Origin of the sequence: Nitrospirillum iridis, assembly GCF_014205765.1 — a bacterium.
GTDB lineage: Bacteria > Pseudomonadota > Alphaproteobacteria > Azospirillales > Azospirillaceae > Nitrospirillum > Nitrospirillum iridis.
In genome coordinates, this window is record NZ_JACIIZ010000009.1 from 151,630 (window position 1) to 170,984 (window position 19,355).

Annotated in this window: 9 protein-coding genes; 7 read left to right on the forward strand and 2 right to left on the reverse strand. The window is 69.5% G+C overall.

What is annotated here, in order from left to right; translation table 11 throughout:
• Positions 1-24 precede the first annotated feature (24 nt).
• On the forward strand, positions 25-489 hold the full coding sequence (locus FHS74_RS16840) for a GNAT family N-acetyltransferase (protein WP_246463190.1): 465 nt from the start codon (positions 25-27) through the stop codon (positions 487-489).
• 4 nt (positions 490-493) lie between these two features.
• Here the strand turns inward: FHS74_RS16840 and FHS74_RS16845 are convergent, their stop codons facing one another.
• Entirely contained in the window at positions 494-913 is a 420-nt protein-coding gene (locus FHS74_RS16845) for a rhodanese-like domain-containing protein (RefSeq protein ID WP_184802626.1), read from the reverse strand.
• 176 nt (positions 914-1,089) lie between these two features.
• On the opposite strand from FHS74_RS16845, the gene FHS74_RS16850 reads away from it, so the two are divergent.
• The 3 genes from FHS74_RS16850 (at position 1,090) to ftrA (ending at position 3,013) form a co-directional block, all read left to right on the forward strand.
• Complete coding sequence (locus FHS74_RS16850) at positions 1,090-1,437, forward strand: VOC family protein (protein WP_184802628.1); 348 nt, start codon at positions 1,090-1,092, stop codon at positions 1,435-1,437.
• 126 nt (positions 1,438-1,563) lie between these two features.
• A complete protein-coding gene (locus FHS74_RS16855; RefSeq protein ID WP_184802630.1) occupies positions 1,564-1,911 on the forward strand; it encodes a hypothetical protein in 348 nt (115 codons plus the stop codon).
• 109 nt (positions 1,912-2,020) lie between these two features.
• Positions 2,021-3,013 carry a transcriptional regulator FtrA gene (gene ftrA / locus FHS74_RS16860; RefSeq protein WP_184802632.1) on the forward strand — a complete coding sequence of 331 codons (993 nt, stop codon included), beginning with the start codon at positions 2,021-2,023 and terminating at the stop codon, positions 3,011-3,013.
• Positions 3,014-3,017: 4 nt separating this feature from the next.
• Here the strand turns inward: ftrA and FHS74_RS16865 are convergent, their stop codons facing one another.
• Positions 3,018-3,386 carry a hypothetical protein gene (locus FHS74_RS16865; protein WP_184802634.1) on the reverse strand — a complete coding sequence of 123 codons (369 nt, stop codon included), beginning with the start codon at positions 3,384-3,386 and terminating at the stop codon, positions 3,018-3,020.
• A 242-nt stretch (positions 3,387-3,628) separates the two neighbouring features.
• Here FHS74_RS16865 and FHS74_RS16870 point away from each other — a divergent pair, with 242 nt between their 5' ends.
• The 3 genes from FHS74_RS16870 to FHS74_RS16880 form a co-directional block, all read left to right on the forward strand.
• Positions 3,629-5,965 (forward strand): beta-glucosidase family protein, encoded by a 2,337-nt coding sequence (locus FHS74_RS16870; RefSeq protein ID WP_246463191.1) that lies wholly within the window; start codon positions 3,629-3,631, stop codon positions 5,963-5,965.
• An 89-nt stretch (positions 5,966-6,054) separates the two neighbouring features.
• Positions 6,055-7,686, forward strand: a complete 1,632-nt coding sequence (locus FHS74_RS16875) for a GMC family oxidoreductase (protein ID WP_184802635.1) — start codon at positions 6,055-6,057, stop codon at positions 7,684-7,686.
• A 328-nt stretch (positions 7,687-8,014) separates the two neighbouring features.
• The coding region (locus tag FHS74_RS16880) for a ZmpA/ZmpB/ZmpC family metallo-endopeptidase-related protein (protein ID WP_184802637.1) at positions 8,015-19,355 on the forward strand (11,341 nt) is incomplete at its 3' end.

Sequence of the window (19,355 nt, forward strand, 5' to 3'; positions counted from 1 at the left end):
CCGTAACGGAAGGACCCTTGCGCCATGATGCTGACGCACCGCCCACTGACGCCGGAAGACCTGGACCTGGTGTGCCGGCATCGCGCCGCCATGTTCCGCGACGCGGGCCGGCGGGAAGACGCCATCGCGGCCATGGCGGCACCCTTCCGGCACTGGCTGGCCCCCCGCCTGGCGGATGGGCGCTATTTTGGCTTCGTGTTGCACGGGGCGGACGGCATGCCGGTGGCCGGCATCGGCCTGATGGAGCTCGATTGGCCCCCCCACCCCGCCCATCCGCAGGACGGGCGCCGCGGCTATGTGCTGAACGTCTATGTCGAACCCAGCCATCGCCGCCAGGGGCTGGCCCGGCGGCTGATGGACCTGGCCGAGACGGAATTCCGTGGGCGCGGCGTCACCTACACCATCCTGCACGCCACCGCCGCCGGCCGGCCGCTGTACGAACAGGCCGGTTGGGCCCCCACCACGGAAATGGCCAAGGCCCTGGCCTGATCCGTCAGCCCCGGGCCAGGCCCAGCCCTTCGTCGATCCAGCCGGTCAGGCCGCCGATCATCTCCTTCACCGGGCGGCCCAGGCGCGCCAGCTTCAGCGCCGCCTTGGTGGAACCGTTGCAGTGCGGGCCAGCGCAATAGACGACGAACAGCGTGTCGGCCGGATACTCCGCCAGCCGCACCTCGCTCAATTGGCGGGTGGGGATGTTGATGGCGCCCGGCACATGACCGGCGGCGAACATCGCCGGGGAGCGCACGTCCACCAGCACGAAGTCCTTGGCTTCCTGGGTGGTGGCGTACCAGACGTCGGCGCAGTCGGTCTCGAACGCCAGCTTGGCCTCGAAATGCGCGGCGGCCGCGTGGGACGCAGCCGCCGGGGTCTTGGCAACGACGGAGCGGGTGGCAGTGAAGGGGACAGACGTCATGGAGAGATCTCCTGTCAGGCGGGGCGATGGCCCTTTGTCGCCCGCGCCCGATTTTCCCGCCAGTGGCGGGCCCGCCAATATGCGGGTAATTCCGGCCAACAAAACCTACTGACAGCGACTGTCACCAGGGCGCGCTATCCTGCCGCCATCGCCGACATCGCGGAAGGACACCCGACATGGCCCGCCCCAACTACATCGAACTGCCCACGCGCGACATCGCCGCTGCGCGGAGCTTTTACGAACAGGCCTTCGGCTGGTCGCTGACCGCCTTCGGCCCCACCTACGCCTGCACCATGACGGGCGACGTCGACATCGGCCTGCAGGCCGATGCGGCGGAGGCGACCAAGGCGCCCCTGACGGTCATCCAGGTGGACGATCTTGAAACGGCACTGGCTGCCGTCACCCGGGCCGGCGGCACCGTCGTCCGCCCCATCTTCAGCTTCCCCGGCGGTCGCCGTTTCCAGTTCACCGACCCCTCGGGCAATGAGCTGGCGGTGATGCAGTCAAGCGCGGACCACGGCTGACGCCCGCGTTGTTTGCAGGGCTGCACGGGCACCACCCCGCGTCTTCGGGTGGATGAGCGGGCTTAAAATACCCTCATCGCGGGTGACCTTCCGATCATCGGCTGGTCCTCCCGTTGGGAGGTTCATATGGTTCACGCCCATCCCCTGTCCAGCTTGGCCCTGCTGTTGCTGATCCTGGGGGCCTTGTTCGCCTTTGGCTTTGGCTTCGTGCTGTTTCATGTGCCGGGGGAGCCCGCTGTCCGGCGCGCCATCCTGCCCTTTTACTGCGCGGTCCCCGTCATCCTGATGGGCGCCGCGTTGCTGCTGAACGTGGGTTTAGCCAAAGGCTGGCCTGGCTTGCTGTTGATGGCCGGCATAGCCGCCGTGGTCCTGGCCACCTCACGTGTCTGCGGCAAATGTGGCATCGCCGTCCAGCCCCGCAGCCTGATCACGCCCAAATTCTGCGCCCACTGCGGCCATGCGCTGTCGGAATAGGAGGACGACACGCCTGACAGCGTGGCACACCCGCCAATAGCCGGGCATTTCCGGCCAAGGAGGCGCTCGCCCCTTGGCGGCCGGCGGCCGGCGGTGTTTCATCCCATGCATGACCCTGCGCCGCCCCACCCCACCCACCCCGCCGCCCTTGCGCAACCGCATCGTGGCCGTCCTGGCCTATGACGGGCTGTGCACCTTCGAGTTCGGGGTGGCGGTGGAGGTGTTCGGCTTGCCCCGGCCAGAGATGGCCAACTGGTACCAGTTCCGCGTCTGCGCCGCCGACCCCGGCCCCCTGCGCGCCGTCGGCGGCATCCAGGTGCTGGCCGAGGGCGGGCTGGAGGATTTGGCGGCGGCCGGCACCATCGTCATCCCCGGCTGGCGCGGCATGGACACGCCGGTGCCGGCGGACCTGCTGGACGCGCTGCAACGGGCGCACGCGAACGGCGCCCGGCTGGTGTCCATCTGTTCCGGCGTCTTCGTCCTGGCGGCGGCCGGCGTGCTGGCGGGCAAGCGCGCCACCACCCATTGGCGCTATGCCCGGACCCTGGCGGAGCGCTTCCCCGACATCCGGGTGGAACCCGACGTGCTGTACGTGGACGAGGGGGCTGTCCTCACCTCCGCCGGCAGCGCCGCCGGCCTGGATCTATGCCTGCACATCGTGCGTCGCGACCACGGCGCCCGTATCGCCAACCAGGTGGCCCGCCGCCTGGTCATCCCGCCCCACCGCGACGGCGGCCAGGCCCAGTTCGTCGAGGCGCCGCTGGCGGAAGAGGCCGCCCCCCTGTCGGCCCTGTTCGACTGGATGCGCCGCAACCTGGACCAGGAGTTGCCTCTGGCCCGGCTGGCCGCCCAGGCGCGCATGAGCGAGCGCACCCTGGTCCGCCGCTTCCGCGAAGCGGCCGGCACCAGCCCGAAGGACTGGATCCTGACGGAGCGGCTGAGCCGCGCCCGCACCCTGCTGGAAGCCACGTCCCTGCCGCTGGAGCAGGTGGCGGCCGAGTGCGGATTCGGCAGCGCCGACAGCCTGCGCCACCATTTCCGCGCCCGCCTGCGCACCAGCCCGGCCGCCTATCGCGGCCGCTTCGCCGACGCCGCCGAGTAGGTGCCTAAAGCGCCCCGCCGTTTGCGTTGATCCAGGCCATGGCGGTGCGCACATCCTCCGACACCGCATAATGGCCGCCGGCCAGGACGACGGCCTTCACGGTGCCATCCGGCGGCACCTCGGTGGCCAACGGCTCCCGCACCAGGCTGACGGCCGCCCCCTTGACCCACAGGGCCGATCCATCCGGCCGGGTCAGCCGGGCGAACCCCTTGGTCAGTGACAGCCGGGCCAGTAGGGCTTCCGGCGCTTCCGCCGTCGTCACCTGCTCACCCAGTCCGCCCAGGACAGTGCCACCCGTCCCCAGGGTAAGAACGCTGATGCCGCCGGCGTCGACGTGGACGACCGTACCGGCGGTGGTCTTGATTTCAGCCATGAAAAACACCCCAGATTGCGTCTTATGGCGACAAGACAACCAGAGTAGCGGGTAACCCACCCCAGGTAAACCGACCATACCGCGTCCCGCATCCAGGGCATCATCACGCGCCCGCCGCCGTGATCCCCATAAACAGGGTTGCACCCAATCCGGCCAAACCCTAGAGTGCCCGCCATATGACAAGGCTGTCATATGCTCCGCCGGGCCCGTCCGGCGGCAATAAAACAGGGAGTATCGCGTCCATGCCCCGCCTGCCGTTCGGGCCCCGCTCACGCGTCTTGACCACCGGCGCCGCCCTCTGCGCGCTGCTCATCGGTGGTGCCTTGGCCCCATCCGCCCAGGCCCAGATCCCGCTGGAGGCCGAGATGTCGGCGCGGGCCACGGCCGCCACCGTGCCGCCCACCCCCACGGTGCCCGGCCCGTGGATGGACACCAAGCTGTCGCCCGATGAACGCGCCCGTCTGCTGGAAAGCCAGCTGACGCTGGATGAGCGCATCGGCATGCTGCACGGCATCATGGCCCTGCCCTTCAAGATCGAGGGACTGCCGGACGGCGTGGTCTGGTCCGCCGGCTACATCCCCGGCGTGCCGCGCCTGGGCATCCCGGCGTTGCGGGAGACGGACGCCAGCCTGGGCGTGGCGACCCCCCACCGCCTGCGCCCCGACGGCGCCACCGGCCTGCCCGCCGGTTTGGCCATCGCAGCGACGTGGAGCCCGGAGTTGGCCTACCAGGGCGGCGCCATGGTGGGTGACGAGGCCACGCGGAAGGGCTTCAACGTCCTGCTGGGCGGCGGCGTCAACCTGACGCGTGAGGCCCGCAACGGCCGCAATTTCGAATATCTGGGCGAGGATCCGCTGCTGGCCGGCACGCTGGCAGGCCAGGCCATCCGCGGCACCCAGGACCAGCACATCGTGGCGACAGTGAAGCACTTCGCCATCAACAGCCAGGAGAGCAGCCGCCGCGCCGTGAACGCGGTGATCGCCGAAGCCCCTTTGCGCGAAAGCGACCTGCTGGCCTTCCAGTTCGCCATCGAGGCGGGCAAGCCCGGCTCCGTCATGTGTTCCTACAACCGGGTCAACGGCCCCTGGGCCTGCGACAATGACTTCCTGCTCAATAAGGTGCTGAAGGGCGACTGGGCCTATCCCGGCTGGGTCATGTCCGACTGGGGCGCCACCCCGGCCTTGAGCGCCGCCCTGAACGGCCTGGACCAGCAGTCGGGCGAGCAGATCGACAAGGACGTCTTCTTCGACAAGCCGCTGAAGGCGGCGGTGGAGTCCGGTCAGGTGCCGACGGCGCGGGTGTCGGACATGGTGCGGCGCATCCTGCGCTCCCTGTTCGCCGCCGGCGTGTTCGACGTGAAGGCCCCCACCGGCCCCATCGATTTCAAGGCGCATGCCGACATCACGCGCACGGTGGCCGAGCAGGGCATCGTGCTGCTGAAGAACAAGGGTGGCGTCCTGCCGTTATCCACCCAAGGGGGAGCCCCCAAAGGCAAGCGCATCGCCGTCATCGGCGGCCTGGCCGACGCCGGCGTGCTGTCGGGCGGCGGATCATCCCAGGTCATGGCGCCGGACGGGCCCAACCATGACTACAAGAACGGCGCCTTCCTGCACATCGGCGGCACGGGCGAGTTGGCCCACATCTCCGACGCCATCTACCAGCCCGATGCGCCCCTGGCCGCCATCGAGGCCAAGGTTGGGAAGGACAACGTCATTTTCGCCGATGGCCGCTACGTCAGCGAGTCCGTGGCCGCCGCCAAGGAGGCGGACATCGCCATCGTCTTCGCCACCCAATGGAACATCGAAGGCCAGGACGTGCCGGACCTGACCCTGCCCCAGGGCCAGGACGCCGTCATCGCCGCCGTGGCCGCCGCCAACCCCAACACCATCGTCGTGCTGGAAACCGGCGGTCCCGTCGCCATGCCCTGGCTGGACACTGTGGCCGGCGTGGTGGAGGCGTGGTACCCCGGCACCCGGGGCGGCCAAGCCATCGCCAACATCCTGTTCGGCGACGTCAACCCGTCCGGCCATCTGCCCATCACCTTCCCCAAGGAGGAGAGCCAGCTGCCCAGCCCGGTGCTGGCGGGCCTGTACAACCGTGACCGGACGGAACTATTCGACGCCCATTATCCGGAGGGGTCGGATGTCGGCTACCGCTGGTACGCGGCCAAGGGCCACACCCCCCTGTTCCCCTTCGGCTACGGCCTCAGCTACACCACCTTCGCCCAAGGCGGGCTGAAGGCGGCGGCCGGGTCCAAGGCGGGGGAGGCGATGAATATCAGCTTCACCGTCACCAACACCGGCACGCGCGCCGGCCAGGATGTGGGACAGGTCTATCTGGTGTCCGGCCCCCAGGGGAACCGCACCCGCCTGCTGGGCTTTGGCCGCGTCGACCTGAAGCCGGGCGAGAAGAAGACCGTCAGCGTCAGCGTCGACCCCCGCCTGCTGGCCGATTTCGACACCCAGGCCCACGCCTGGAAGGTTGCGGCCGGCAGCTACACCGTGGCCCTGGGCAGCGACGCCCTGAGCCTGGGCGAGAAGCGGACGGTGACGCTGAAGGCCCAAACCCTGAAGCCATGATGTGAGGCGCCTGGCGAGCACCGGCGCTTGCCAGGCCACGTCCCGGGGCGCGACACTGGCGGCAAAACAGCCGCCTGGGAGGACGCCTCATGACCGCCACCGAAGCCGACATCTTCGACTATATCGTCGTTGGCGCCGGATCGGCCGGGTGCGTGCTGGCCAACCGTCTCTCCGCCGATCCCGCCGTGCGCGTGGCTTTGGTGGAGGCTGGCGGCAAGGACGACTGGATCTGGTTCCACATCCCGGTGGGCTATCTGTTCGCCATCGGCAATCCCCGCGCCGACTGGATGTTCAAGACCGAGGCCGTGCCGGGTCTGAACGGCCGCAGCCTGGCCTATCCCCGGGGCAAGGTGTTGGGCGGATGCTCCGCCATCAACGCCATGATCTACATGCGCGGCCAGGCCGCCGACTATGATGGCTGGCGCCAGATGGGGCTGGCGGGCTGGGGCTGGGAGGATGTGCTGCCCATCTTCCTGGCGCAGGAGGACCACGTGGCGGGCGGTAGCCTGTTCCACGGGGCGGGTGGAGAATGGCATGTCGACCATCCCCGCATTCGCTGGGCCCTGCTGGATGCCTTCATCGCCGCCGCCGAGCAATGCGGCATCCCCCGCACCGACGATTTCAACCGGGGCGACAATGAGGGCTGCGGTTATTTCCAGGTGAACCAGAAGGGCGGCCGGCGATGGAGTGCGGCCCGCGCCTTCCTGGACCCGGTCCGCCACCGCCCCAACCTCAGTGTCATCACCGGCGCCCTGGCCGAACGCCTGGTCATCGAGAACCGGCGCGCCACCGGCGTGCGCCTGCGCATGCCGGGCGGCACCCGCACCCTGACGGCGCGGCGGGAGGTGGTGGTGGCCACCGGTGCCGTGGCGACGCCGGCCCTGCTGGAACGGTCCGGCATCGGCGCCGGCGCGCGGCTGCGCGACCTGGGCGTGGAGGTGGTGGCCGACCGGCCGGGCGTGGGGGAGAATTTGCAGGATCACCTGCAACTGCGCCCCATCTTCAAGGTCACGGGCGTGCCCACCATGAATGGCCTCTACCAGTCCCTGCCCCGCCGCGCGTGGATGGGGCTGGACTACGCGTTGCGCCGACGGGGGCCGCTGACCATGGCGCCGTCGCAGCTGGGCGCCTTCACCCGCAGCGGGCCGGAATACGCGACACCCAACCTGCAATTCCACATCCAACCCCTGTCGCTGGACACGTTCGGCGACGCCCTGCACCCCTTCGGCGCCTTCACCGCCAGCGTCTGCAACCTGCGCCCCACGAGCCGGGGTGCCATCCATGCCCGCAGCCCCGACCCCGCCGACGCCCCCCTCATCCAGCCCAACTATCTGGCGACGGAGGAGGACCGGCGGGTGGCGGTGGACAGCCTGCGCCTGGCCCGCCGCGTCGCCCAGGCCCCCGCCCTCGCCGCCTTCAAGCCGGAGGAATACAAGCCCGGCATCCACCTGCAAAGCGACCAGGAGATTGCGCACGCCGCCGGCGATGTCGGCACCACCATCTTCCATCCCGTGGGCACCGCCCGCATGGGAACGACGGACGATCCGCTGGCCGTGACCGACGACCGGCTGCGGGTGATTGGCGTCGAGGGGCTGCGGGTGGCGGATGCCTCGGTCATGCCCCGCATCACGTCCGGCAATACCGCCGCACCCACCATGATGATCGCCGAGCGCGCGGGACGGATGATCCTTCAGGATTGGCGTCACCGCCCCTCCGCCTGATCGAAAGGCCCCCCTGCGCGAGTTGGGGCGCGTATCACTTAAGGGTGTATTGTTGCCGCTTCTTTCGCAATAGTCGACCAACCGGAGCATAACTGCCGTACACTTACACAATTTTTGATAAATATGCGCGCTACAGTTGCGCTATTGTGCCGCACCATTCGGCCCCCAACCCAGCGGGCGGGCCGTTTGATGGCGCATAGAGGACGGCTGGAACGGACCAACATCGCATCCGCCGACGGCCAGGCAGAGCCGCCGGGGGTGGCCTGGGGCCCTTTCAGCATAACCATGCGTCTCCGCTTGGGCATTGGTTTCTTTGGGGGCGGCCAGCATGGCTTTGGGGATGGTAGTGCGCACGCGGGCGATGCGTGCCGGAGACGCATGGGCTGGCCATCAAAATCTTTGCGTACCCCCTGGCGTACCCCCTGCCGGCGCCGTTCGCCACGGCGGCACCCGCGCGACCCTGCTGGCCGGCACCGCCCTGACCCTGCTGGCCGTCGCCCTGCCCGGCGCGGCCTGGGCCGGCAACGGCCCAGCGCTCCCCACCGGCGGCGCCTTTCAGGCGGGTACGGGCAGCATCAGCGGCGCGGCCAACGGCTTGACGATCGATCAGACCAGCCGCCGTGCCATCATCGACTGGAAAACCTTCTCCATCGGCCAAGGCGGCACCGTCAGTTTCAACAATGGCGCTGGCGCCACCCTTAACCGTGTCACCGGCGGCAACCTGTCGACCATCCTGGGCACGTTGAAGGCCACCGGCACCCTGTATGTCATCAACCCGGCCGGCGTGGTGGTGGGCTCCACGGGCGTGGTGGTGACGGGCGGCAGCTTCACCGCCAGCACACTGGACATCGCCAACGACGCCTTCATGGCGGGCGGCACCTTGCTGTTCAAGGGCGACAGCGATGCCGAGGTTAAAAACCTGGGCAAGATCTCCGCCACCGGCGGCGACGTTTTCCTGATCGCCCGCAGCGTGACGAACGAGGGCACGATCACCGCCCCCAACGGCACCGTGGGCCTGGCCGCCGGCCAGCAGGTGCTGCTGAAGGACGGCGACGCGGGAGAGCGCGTTTATGTCGAGGTGGGAAGTGGGGACGTCACCAATACCGGCGCCATCGAGGCGGCGCAGGCGGAGCTGAAGGCCGCCGGCGGCAACGTCTATGCGCTGGCCGGCAATGGCGGCGGGGCCATCCGCGCCACCGGCACCACCCTGAAGGATGGCCATGTCTGGCTGTCGGCCAGCGGCGCCACCGAGACCGCCACCGACGCCGGCGGCGCCGTCAGCATCACCGGCGCGGTGTCCGCCACCAATGCCGACGGTTCGGGCGGCACCGTCATCGCCACCGGCAAATCGGTGGCGGTGCAGGCCGGTGCCGTGGTCGACGCCAGCGGCACCACCGGCGCCGGCGGTACCATCCTGCTGGGTGGCGACCGCCAGGGCGGGGGCGACGCGGCCACCAAGCTGGTGAAGCAGGCCGTGGCCACCGCCGCCCAGACAACCATCGGCGCGGGCGCAACCCTGAAGGCCGACGCGGGCGCCACCGGCAACGGTGGCAGCGTCATCGTCTGGTCGGATCAGCAGACAGGGTTCGCCGGCACCCTCAGCGCCAAGGGCGGGCCCCGGGCCGGCAACGGCGGCTTCGCCGAAGTGTCCAGCCACAGGCTTCTGGACTTCACCGGCGCGGTAGACCTGACCGCCCCGCTGGGCAGCGTCGGCCAATTGCTGCTGGATCCGGAGAACGTCACAATCTCCACCGGCAGCAATTCCAACAGCAGCCAATCCGGCGGCACCTTCACCCCCACGGGTAACAGCTCCGTCATCAACACGACCACGCTGCAGAACGTCCTGGCCACGGCAGACGTCACCATCACGACCGGCTCCATCGGCAGCCAGACGGGCGACATCACCGTCGCCAACAACGTGACCTGGTCGGCCAGCCACAGCCTGACGCTGTCGGCCTATCACAGCATCATCTTCAACGGCGGCACACTGAGCCACACCGCCGGGTCTGGCGACGTCACCCTGCGGGCCGACAACACCGGGACGGGCAGCGGCACCGTCACGTTCACCAGCGGTGGTGTCAACATGGTCGGCAGCAGCGGGTCGGTGAACCTCTACTACAACCCCGCCAGCTATGCCTCCCCCACCAGCTATGCCGGCAATGTCGCCTTGGGGTCGGGCGCCCTGACGACCTACATGCTGGTGAACACCGCCACCAACCTGCAGAACCTGTCGACCAACCTGACCGAAACCTATGCCCTGGGCCGGGATATCGACGCGAGCGGCACCGCCGCCTGGAACAGCGGCGCGGGTTTCGTCCCCATCGACAGCTTCTCCGGTACCCTGGACGGCCTGGGCCACACCATCACCGGCCTGACCATCAACCGGCCCACCACCGTCGCGGTGGGCCTGTTCGGCGACACACCCACAAGCAACGGCCCCAAGATCCGCAATCTGGGGCTCGTGGATGTGAACATCGCCGGATTCAACCGTGTGGGCGGCCTGGTTGGGCGCGCCAACAGCGGCGGGTCCCTCACCAACGTCCATGTCACCGGCGCCATCACCGGCTATGGCGACTTCATCGGCGGCCTGGTCGGCCTGGACGACCAGCAGTCGATCAGCAACAGCTGGACCGACGTCACCATCACCGTCCCCAAAGGCTACAGCGGCAGCGGCGTGGGCGGCCTGGTCGGTTGGCAGCGCTCCGGCTCGCTGACCAACGTCTATGCCCTGGGCACCGTTTATGCCCCCGACGCGAGCCGGGTCGGCGGCCTGGTGGGAACGGACGGCTTCATCGGTTTTGGCCAGGGTGCCACTATCACCAACGCCTACGCCACCGGCAATGTCACCGGCAACGATGCTGTCGGCGGCCTGATCGGCATCGCCGAGGGCGGCAGCATCACCAAGACCTATGCCACCGGGTCCGTCACCGGCGTCACCAACCTGGGCGGTCTGGTGGGCATCAACGCCAACCCCATCACCCTCAGCTGGGCCAGCGGCGGTATTACCCGCAGCAGCGGCAGCGCCACCAGCGTGGGCGCCCTGGTGGGCAGCAACGGCGACAGCGTCAGCGCCGGCAGCATCGCCACCAGCTATTGGGACAGCTACACCGCCGCCGGCTTCTCCGCCGTGGGCGCCACCGTGGGCGCCAGCACCAGCAGCGCCACCGCCGTCACCAGCGACCCGGCGCAGTCGGCCGCCAGCACCTATGCCTACAAGGCCAGCGCCTACGGTGCCTTCAACTTCACCACCGATTGGTGGCTGAGCGACGGCGGCACCCGGCCTCTGGGCCTGTGGGAATATTCACTAACCGTCAGCAACGCCCACCAGCTGCAGTTGGTCGCCCACGACCTGACGGCCAGCTATACCCAGAGCAACGACATCCGCATGCCGGCCCCGACCGCCAGCGGCATCTGGAAGTCCACCAGCGGCAGCGTGCCCGCTGGCTTCATCCCCCTGGGCACCCCCTCGACGCCGTTCAGCGGCACCTATAACGGCCAGGGGTATGCCATCGATGGGCTGACCATCACCTACGGTGGCGGGAGCAACACCTATATCGGCCTGTTCGGCGGCAACACCGGTACCCTCAACAACATCGCCCTGACCAACGTGGCCATCACCGTCACCAACGCCGACAGCCATGTCGGCGCCCTGGTGGGCGCCAACGGTGGCGGCCAGATCACGAACGCCTATGTCTCCGGCACATTGACTTTCCGTGGCGGTGGCGGCTACGGCGTCGGCGGCATCGTGGGGATACAGTACAACGGCGGAACCATCACCGGTTCCACCTCGATGGCCGACGTCAATCTCAGCTTCGTCAATGGCGGGCAGGGTTATGCCGGCGGCGTTCTGGGCGTTACCGCCGACCTGAGCGCCACGGCCATCAACACGTCCTACGCCGGCGGCACCATCACCGTCACCGGTGGCAACGGGGTCAGTGGCCAGGCACTGGCGGGTGGCCTGGCGGGGATATCCACCAACATCTCCAACAGCTATTCCACCGCCACCGTCACAGAAACCGGCGGCAGCGGCGGCGGCGATCATATCGGCGGCCTGGTGGGCCAGAGCTCCACCGGCACCATCAGCAACAGCTACGCCAGCGGCGCCGTCAGCGCGCCGGGCACGACGGTTGGCGGCCTGATCGGCTACAACGTCAACGCCACCGTCAACAATTCCTATTGGGATAAGCAGACCACCGGCCTATCCAGCGGCGTCGGAAGCGGCAGCGCCACCGGCATCACCGGCCGCACCACCGCCGAGATGGCGGTTCAATCCAACTTCAGTGGCTGGGATTTCAGCAACACCTGGTATCTGCCCGCCGGCCTGTCCCGCCCGATCCTACGTGCGGAGGCCAGCACAACCATCCGCGACGCCCATGAACTGCAATTGGTGGCCCTGGACCCCACCGCCCGCTACACCATCGCCAATGACATCAGCTTGGCCTCCCCCCTCACGGACGCCGCTGACATATGGAGCGGCGGGTTCGTGCCCATCGCCAACTTCTCCGGCGAGCTGTCGGGCCAGGATCACACCATCAGCGGCCTGACCATCACCGGCAGCGCCGCCAATAGGGGCCTGTTCGCCTCCACCACCGCCTCGGCCAGACTGGCCAACCTGGCGCTCACCAACGTCTCCGTCTCCGGCGGCAACAACGTGGGTGCCCTGGTGGGCTCCGCCACCGGCACCACCATCAGCAACATCACCGTTTCCGGCACGGTCAGCGGCGCCAGCCAGGTGGGCGGCGTCGTGGGCAGCGCCACCGGCCCCATCAGCTTCGCCGGCATGTCGGGCACGGTCAGCGCCACCGCCGACAGTGTCGGCGGCGTGGTGGGCTTCACCAATGGCGCCATCGCGGACAGCTGGTCCACCGCCACGGTCAGCAGTTCGGGCACCAGCAGCCACGGCTTGTACGTGGGCGGCCTGGCTGGGCAAAGCACCGGCACCATCGACCGATCCTGGGCCTCCGGCTCCGTCAGCGGCTGGACCGATGTCGGTGGCCTGGTGGGCCTTGCCAGCGGCGCCATCACCACCTCCAGCGCCAGTGGCGCCGTCACCGGCGGGGGCAGCGTGGTCGGTGGGCTGGTGGGAAACCTGTATGGCACCAGCCTGACCAACACCTACGCCACCGGCGCCGTCACCGGCTTTCAGGAGACGGGCGGCCTGGTCGGCATCATCCAGGTGGCGGGCGCCAGCATCAACAACAGCTACGCCAGCGGCGCCGTCAGCAGCACCAGCGGCAGCGTCTACACCAGCGGCCTGGTGGGCATCTCCAGCGTGGCGTTCACCGCCAGCAATTCGTTCTGGGACATCACCACCACGGGGCGGAGCTACGGCGCCGCCAGCGGCGGCAGCGGCCTGACGGTGAGCGGCTTCACCGGCCTCACCGGCACCCAGGGCTTCACCCAGGCCACCTTCACCGGCGCCGGCTGGGATTTCACCAACACCTGGTACATGGTGGACGGCAGCACGCGGCCCTTGTTGCAGGCGGAGGCATCCACCACCTTACGCTCGGCCCATCAACTGCAGCTGATGAGCCTGAACCCCACGCTCAACTACACCCTGGCGAACGACATCAACCTGGGCAGCGCCCTGTCCGCCACCGGAGAGGTCTGGACCAGTGGCGGCTTCTCCCCCATCGACAACTTCGGTGGCAGTTTCGCCACCACGTTCAATGGCGCCGGCCATACCATCACCGGCCTGACCATCAACCGGTCCGGCACCAGCGATGTCGGTTTGTTCACCCAACTCTCCGGCTATGTCCATGATTTGACGCTCAGCAACGTCTCCGTCACCGGCGACACCAATGTCGGCGGCTTGGCGGGGGCCACGAGCGGGGGCAATATCACCAAGGTCACGGTGACCGGCAGCATCACCGGCAACAGCACCGTCGGTGGGATGGTGGGTAGCAACGGCGGCCTGCTGCTGCAGACCAAGTCGGATATCCTGATCACCACCAGCGGCACCAACGTGGGGGGCCTGGCGGGCAGCAACGGCGGAACGATCCAGGACAGCTATTCCCTGGGCGGCATCCGCACGACGGCCGGCGGTAGCGGACAGGCCGTTGGCGGTCTGGTCGGCAGCAACAGCGGAACGGTCCAGGACGCCTACGCGCAGACGGCCCTGCTGGGCACGGTGAATGCCAGCGGCTCGGCCGTGGGCGGTTTGGTGGGCAGCAACAGCGGCACCGTGGCCAACACCTACAGCATCGGCGCGGTGGTCACCACCGGCACCACCACGCTGGGTGGTCTGATCGGCAGCAACGCCGGCAGCGCCAGCAACAGCTTCTATGACACCGAAACCTCCGGCCTGTCCGCCGGCGTGGGCAGCGGCACCGCCACCGGCATCACGGGCAAGACCACCGCCCAATTGCAGACGCGGTCCACCTTGACCGGTGCCGGCTGGGACTACACCACCCCGGTCTGGGGCATGATCGACGGCACCACCCTGCCTTATTTCACCTGGGAACATTCGGGCGGCGTCCAGATCGTGACCGGCACCGCCTACAGCGATGCCGCCGGCAGCGGCTTCGCCGTCGCCAACCGGGTCAGCGCGCTGACCAACGGCACCAGCCTGGGCAGTGGCTTCGCCGGTGCCAACGGTTATTACTACATCCTGGCCGATGGCAGCCCCATCACCGGCGGTACCCTCGTGGCCTACCTGAACCCGGTGCTGAGTAACACGACGCTGGGCAACGCCGTCCACCTGACCACCAGCGGCGGTACCACCACCGGCCTGACCGTGCTGGGCAACGCGGTGCAGATGACCAGCGACGGCCCGGTCGTCAGCACCAGCGCGTTGGCCAGCGCCCGGCCGTCCGGCATCGATTCCAGCCTGCTCTATACCGTGTCGGGCAGCACCATCACGCTGTCCGCCAACGCCAGCCTGGATATCGAGGCCGGCAGCCGCGCGATCACCATCGACGATGCCTTGGTGTTGAGCGGCACGGGCACCCTGACGCTGAACAGCACCGGCACCAGCACGCAGTCGGCCGCCATCACCACGCCCAGCCTGCTGCTGACGGGCGCCGGCGGCATCTGGCAACTGGGCAGCCTGTCCAGCGGTAACGGCATCAACAGCATCGGCACCCTGGCGGCCGACACCGGCACCGTGCTGATCGGCTCCAATACCGCCATGGCGGTGGGCACGGTGGGGTCCACCAACGGCGTCACGGTGACGGGCGGCCTGGGCTTCATCGGCGCCACCACCAGTGTCACCCAGACCCAGGCGATCAGCGCCGGCGGCCTGGCGTTGGAGGGCGGCAGCTACACCCTGACCAACGCCGGCAACAGTTTCAGCCACTTCACCGCCAACGGCGCCAGCTTCACCGCCGTCACAACCGGCGCCGTCACCGTGGACACGGTGTCCGCCGGCGGCACCAGCTATAGCGGCCTGACCCTCAGCGGAACGGCCAGCAACAGCCTGACGGCCGGCACCAACCTGACGGTGGCGACACCCAGCAACAGCGCGACCCTGGCGGCTGGGGGCACCCTGACCCTGACGGCTGGCGGCGACCTGGCCCTGACCGACACCAGCCTGACGGTCGGCAGCGGCAGCGGCACCAGCACCCTGACGCTGGCCGCCGCCAACAACCTCACCCTGCAGGGCACATCCAGCGCCATCACCATCACCGGCACGGCCACCGCCGGCCTGGCCTTGTCACTGTACGCCGACACCGACAGCAGCGGCGCCGGCGGCATCACGCTCAGCCGCACCAACATCCTGACCAAGGGTGGCACCCTGGCCCTGGTGGGCGGCAGCGTCGTCAGCGATCCCACGACCGCGGGCAACGCCCACAGCACAGGCGCGAGCGCGACCGACGATGCCGCCATCGGCATCACCAACAGCACCATCAGCCTGGAGGGGGGCAACGCCATCCTGAAGGGCGACGGGCAGGCCAACGTCACCGGCACCTCCTCCGGCATCGTGCTGACCAACAGCAGCCTCACCACCACCGTCACCGGCACCCTGACGCTGACCGGCAGCGCCACGACCAGCACCGCCGCCGGCGCGCATGCCGGCATTCAACTGGTGGGCAGCACGCTGCAGACGGCAGCCGGGGCCATCATCCTGACCGGCACGGCGGCGGCGGGGCCCGGTGGCAATACCGGCCTGCTGGTCAACGGCGGCAGCGTCACCGCCACCACCGGCGGCATCACCCTGACCGGCACGGGCACGGGCGGCACCGGCCTGCGGCTTTACGGCGAAACGCTTGGCACCACCAGCGGCGCCATCGTCCTGACGGGCAGCGGCACCACCGGCGCCGGCCTGGTGCTGGGTGACGGCACCAGCACCGCCGCCAGCATCGGCGGCGGCACGCAGACAGGCGCCATCACGCTGACCAGCGACGACTTCGCCTTGTCCAGCGGTGCCGCGCCCACCATCACCACCACCGGCACGGTGACCCTGCGCCAGCAGTCCGCCGACCGGGCGCTGGCCGTGGGGGGCAGCGTCACCGGCGCCGACAACCTGAGCGCCGCGGGCATCAACGGCATCACCGCCGGCACCCTGGTCATCGGCCGCAACGACATCAGCGAGACCGCCGGCTTCACCATCGCCGGCGCCATCGCGCCAACGGTCACCACCCTGGTCCTGACCACCGGCGGCGCCATCAGCCAGAATAGCGCCGCGACCATCACCGCGACCAATCTGGCCGTCCGGGCCGCCGGCACCATCGACTTGGCCACCGCCGCCAACAGCGTCGGCACCCTGGCCGCCGCCACCACCTCCGGCGGCGTCTCGTTCAAGGCCGTCGGCGACCTCACCATTGGCACCGCGGATGGCCTCAGCGGCGTCAGCGGCACCACCCAGGTGCAGCTGACGACCGGCGTCAACGGCCTGCTGACCGTGTCGCAGGCCGTCAGCGGCGGCGGCGTCACCCTGACCGCCGACCGTATGGACCTGGCCAGCACCGTCTCCGCCACGGGGGGCACCACCGTCACGCTGGCCACGACCAGCAGCAGCGGCTGGGCCGTGGACCTGGGCGGTACCGGCAACGCCACCGCCAGCACCCTGGAACTGTCGGCGGCGGAGTTGGACCGGATCACCGCCGCCACCCTGGCCATCTCCGGCGGGAACATCACGCTGACCAGCGCCCTGACCCCGGCGCATGTCACCAGCCTGGCCCTGACGGGCACCGGTACCATCAGCCAGACCAGCGGCAGCGCCCTGAGCATCAGCGGCCTGGCCGCCAACGCCGGCAGCGGCGTCCTGCTGAACCAGGCCAACACCGTCGCCACCCTGGCCGCGCGGGGCGGCAGTGGCGCCGTGCAGTTCACCACCACGGGTGATCTCACCCTCGGTACCGTGAACAGCTTGGCCGGCGCCACCGGCACCAGCGTCAGCCTGGTCACCGGGGCCGGCGGCACGTTGGTCATCTCCCAGGCCGTTTCAGCCACCACCGTCACCCTGACGGCCGACCGAATGAACCTGGGCGGCACCGTCACCGCCACGGGCGCGGCGCAGGTGAACACCGTCACCAGCGGCTGGTCCGTCAATCTGGGGTCCGCCACCGACGTCGCGGCAACGACGCTGGAGCTGTCGTCGGCCGAACTCAACCGGATTGATGCCAGCAGCCTGGCCATTTCTGGCGGCGGCATCACCGTCAGCGGCGCCATCGCCCCCACCCACGTCACCAACCTGACCCTGACCAGCACGGGGGCCATCGGCCAGACCAGCGGCAGCACCCTGACGGTGGGCAGTCTGGGCATCAGCGCCGGCGGCGCCATCACCCTGGACCAGGCCAACGTCGTCACCACCCTGGCCGCCAGCGCCACCGGCGCCGTCACGGTCACGGCCACCGGCGCCTTGACCGTTGGCACGGTGGGCGGGGTCAGCGGGGTCAGCGGCACGACCATCGCCCTGACCGCCGGCACGGGCAGCCTGCTGACCGTGTCGCAAGCGATCTCGGGCACCGGCGTCGGCCTGACGGCCGACCGCGTGGCCCTGGGCAATACCGTCACCGCCACCGGCGGCGGCACGGTCACCCTGACCACCGCCACCAGCAGCGGCTGGAACGTCGATCTGGGCAGCACCGGCAACGCCGCCGCCAGCACCCTGGAACTGTCGGCGGCTGAGCTGAGCCAGATCACCGCCGGCACCTTGGCCATCGTCGGCAACGCCATCACCATCAGCGCCGCCATCGCGCCCGCGCATGCCGACACCCTGAAACTCACCTCGCTCAGCACCATCGGCCAGGCCAGCGGCGGCACGCTGACCATCGCCACCCTCGGCATGGTCGCCGGCGGCGCCATCACCCTGGACCAGGCGAACACCATCGGGACCCTGGCCGCCCAGGCCACCAGCGGCGGGGTCACGGTCACCAACAGCGGCGCCTTGACCATCGGCACGGCGGGCGGGGTCAGCGGGGTCAGCGGCACGACCATCGCCCTGACCACCGGCGCGGGCAGCCTGCTGACCGTGTCCCAGGGGATATCCGGCACCGGCGTCACCCTGACGGCCGATCGCATCAACCTGGCCGGCAGCGTGACGGCCACGGGCACCCTCACCCTGGTCCCCGTCACCAGCGGCTGGAACGTCGACCTGGGCAGCGCCAGCGACGGCACCGCCAGTACGCTGGAGCTGTCGGCGGCCGAGCTGAACCGGGTCACCGCCAGCACCCTGGTGGTGGACCCGCCGGTGGCCGGCAGCATCGTCATCAGCGGCGCCATCGCCCCAGCCCATGTCAGCACCCTGCTGCTGGAGGCGACAGGAAGCATCAGCCAGGCCACCGGCGCCACCATCACCGTATCCAACCTGCGCCTGGACGCGGGTGGCGCCATCACCCTGACGGAGGCCAATAGCGTGGGCACCCTGGCGGCCAGCGCCGGCGGGGCGCTGGCCTTCACCAACAGCGGCGCCCTGACCATCGGCACCGCCGGCGGCCTCAGCGGCATCTCGGCGACCGGCAGCGTCGCCATCACCGCAGGCGGGACCTTGACCCTGGCCGACGCCGTGACCAGCCAAGCCACCGGCGACGCCGTCACCCTGTCCACCACCGGCGCCTTCGTCAACGCGGCCGGTTCCAACGCCGTGGTGGCGAGCAGCGGCCGCTGGCTGATCTATTCCGCCACGTCCGCCGGCGACACGTTCGGCTCCCTGAACAGCGGCAATACCGCCCTATGGAACCGCACCCTGGCCACCGGCACGGTGACGGCCAGCGGCAACCGCTACGTTTTCGCCGAACAACCGACGCTGGTCGTCACAGCCGACAACCTGACCAAGACCTACGGCCAGGACGCCAGCGGCATCCTGACTTACACCCTGTCCGGCGGGGCCACCGGCGTCACCAACGCCTATCTGGGCAACACCAGCCTCAGCACCGCCCCCACCCTGGCCTCGACAGGGGCGGGCAGCGCCGCGAATGCCGGCAGCTACACCATCACCGCGAGCGGTGCGGTGGCGACAGACGGCTCCGCCATCAGCTATACCGCGGGCACGCTGACGGTGGACAAGGCCGCCCTCACCGTCACCGCCAACTCCGCCACCGTCACCTATGGCCAGACACCCAGCCTCGGCGCCAGCTACAGCGGGTTCGTCAACGGCGAAACGACCACCGTCCTGGGTGGCACCCTGACGGTCGGTGGGGCCGGAACCAACGCCGGCAGCTACACCCTGACCCCGGGCGGCCTCACCGCCGCCAACTACGACATCAGCTACGCCACCGGCACGCTGA

Bases quoted from the DNA above. Each gene is read 5' to 3' on its own strand.
- FHS74_RS16840 (WP_246463190.1), top strand. From the start codon at position 25: ATGATGCTGACGCACCGCCCACTGACGCCGGAAGACCTGGACCTGGTG.
- FHS74_RS16845 (WP_184802626.1), bottom strand. From the start codon at position 913: ATGACGTCTGTCCCCTTCACTGCCACCCGCTCCGTCGTTGCCAAGACC.
- FHS74_RS16850 (WP_184802628.1), top strand. From the start codon at position 1,090: ATGGCCCGCCCCAACTACATCGAACTGCCCACGCGCGACATCGCCGCT.
- FHS74_RS16855 (WP_184802630.1), top strand. From the start codon at position 1,564: ATGGTTCACGCCCATCCCCTGTCCAGCTTGGCCCTGCTGTTGCTGATC.
- ftrA (WP_184802632.1), top strand. From the start codon at position 2,021: ATGACCCTGCGCCGCCCCACCCCACCCACCCCGCCGCCCTTGCGCAAC.
- FHS74_RS16865 (WP_184802634.1), bottom strand. From the start codon at position 3,386: ATGGCTGAAATCAAGACCACCGCCGGTACGGTCGTCCACGTCGACGCC.
- FHS74_RS16870 (WP_246463191.1), top strand. From the start codon at position 3,629: ATGCCCCGCCTGCCGTTCGGGCCCCGCTCACGCGTCTTGACCACCGGC.
- FHS74_RS16875 (WP_184802635.1), top strand. From the start codon at position 6,055: ATGACCGCCACCGAAGCCGACATCTTCGACTATATCGTCGTTGGCGCC.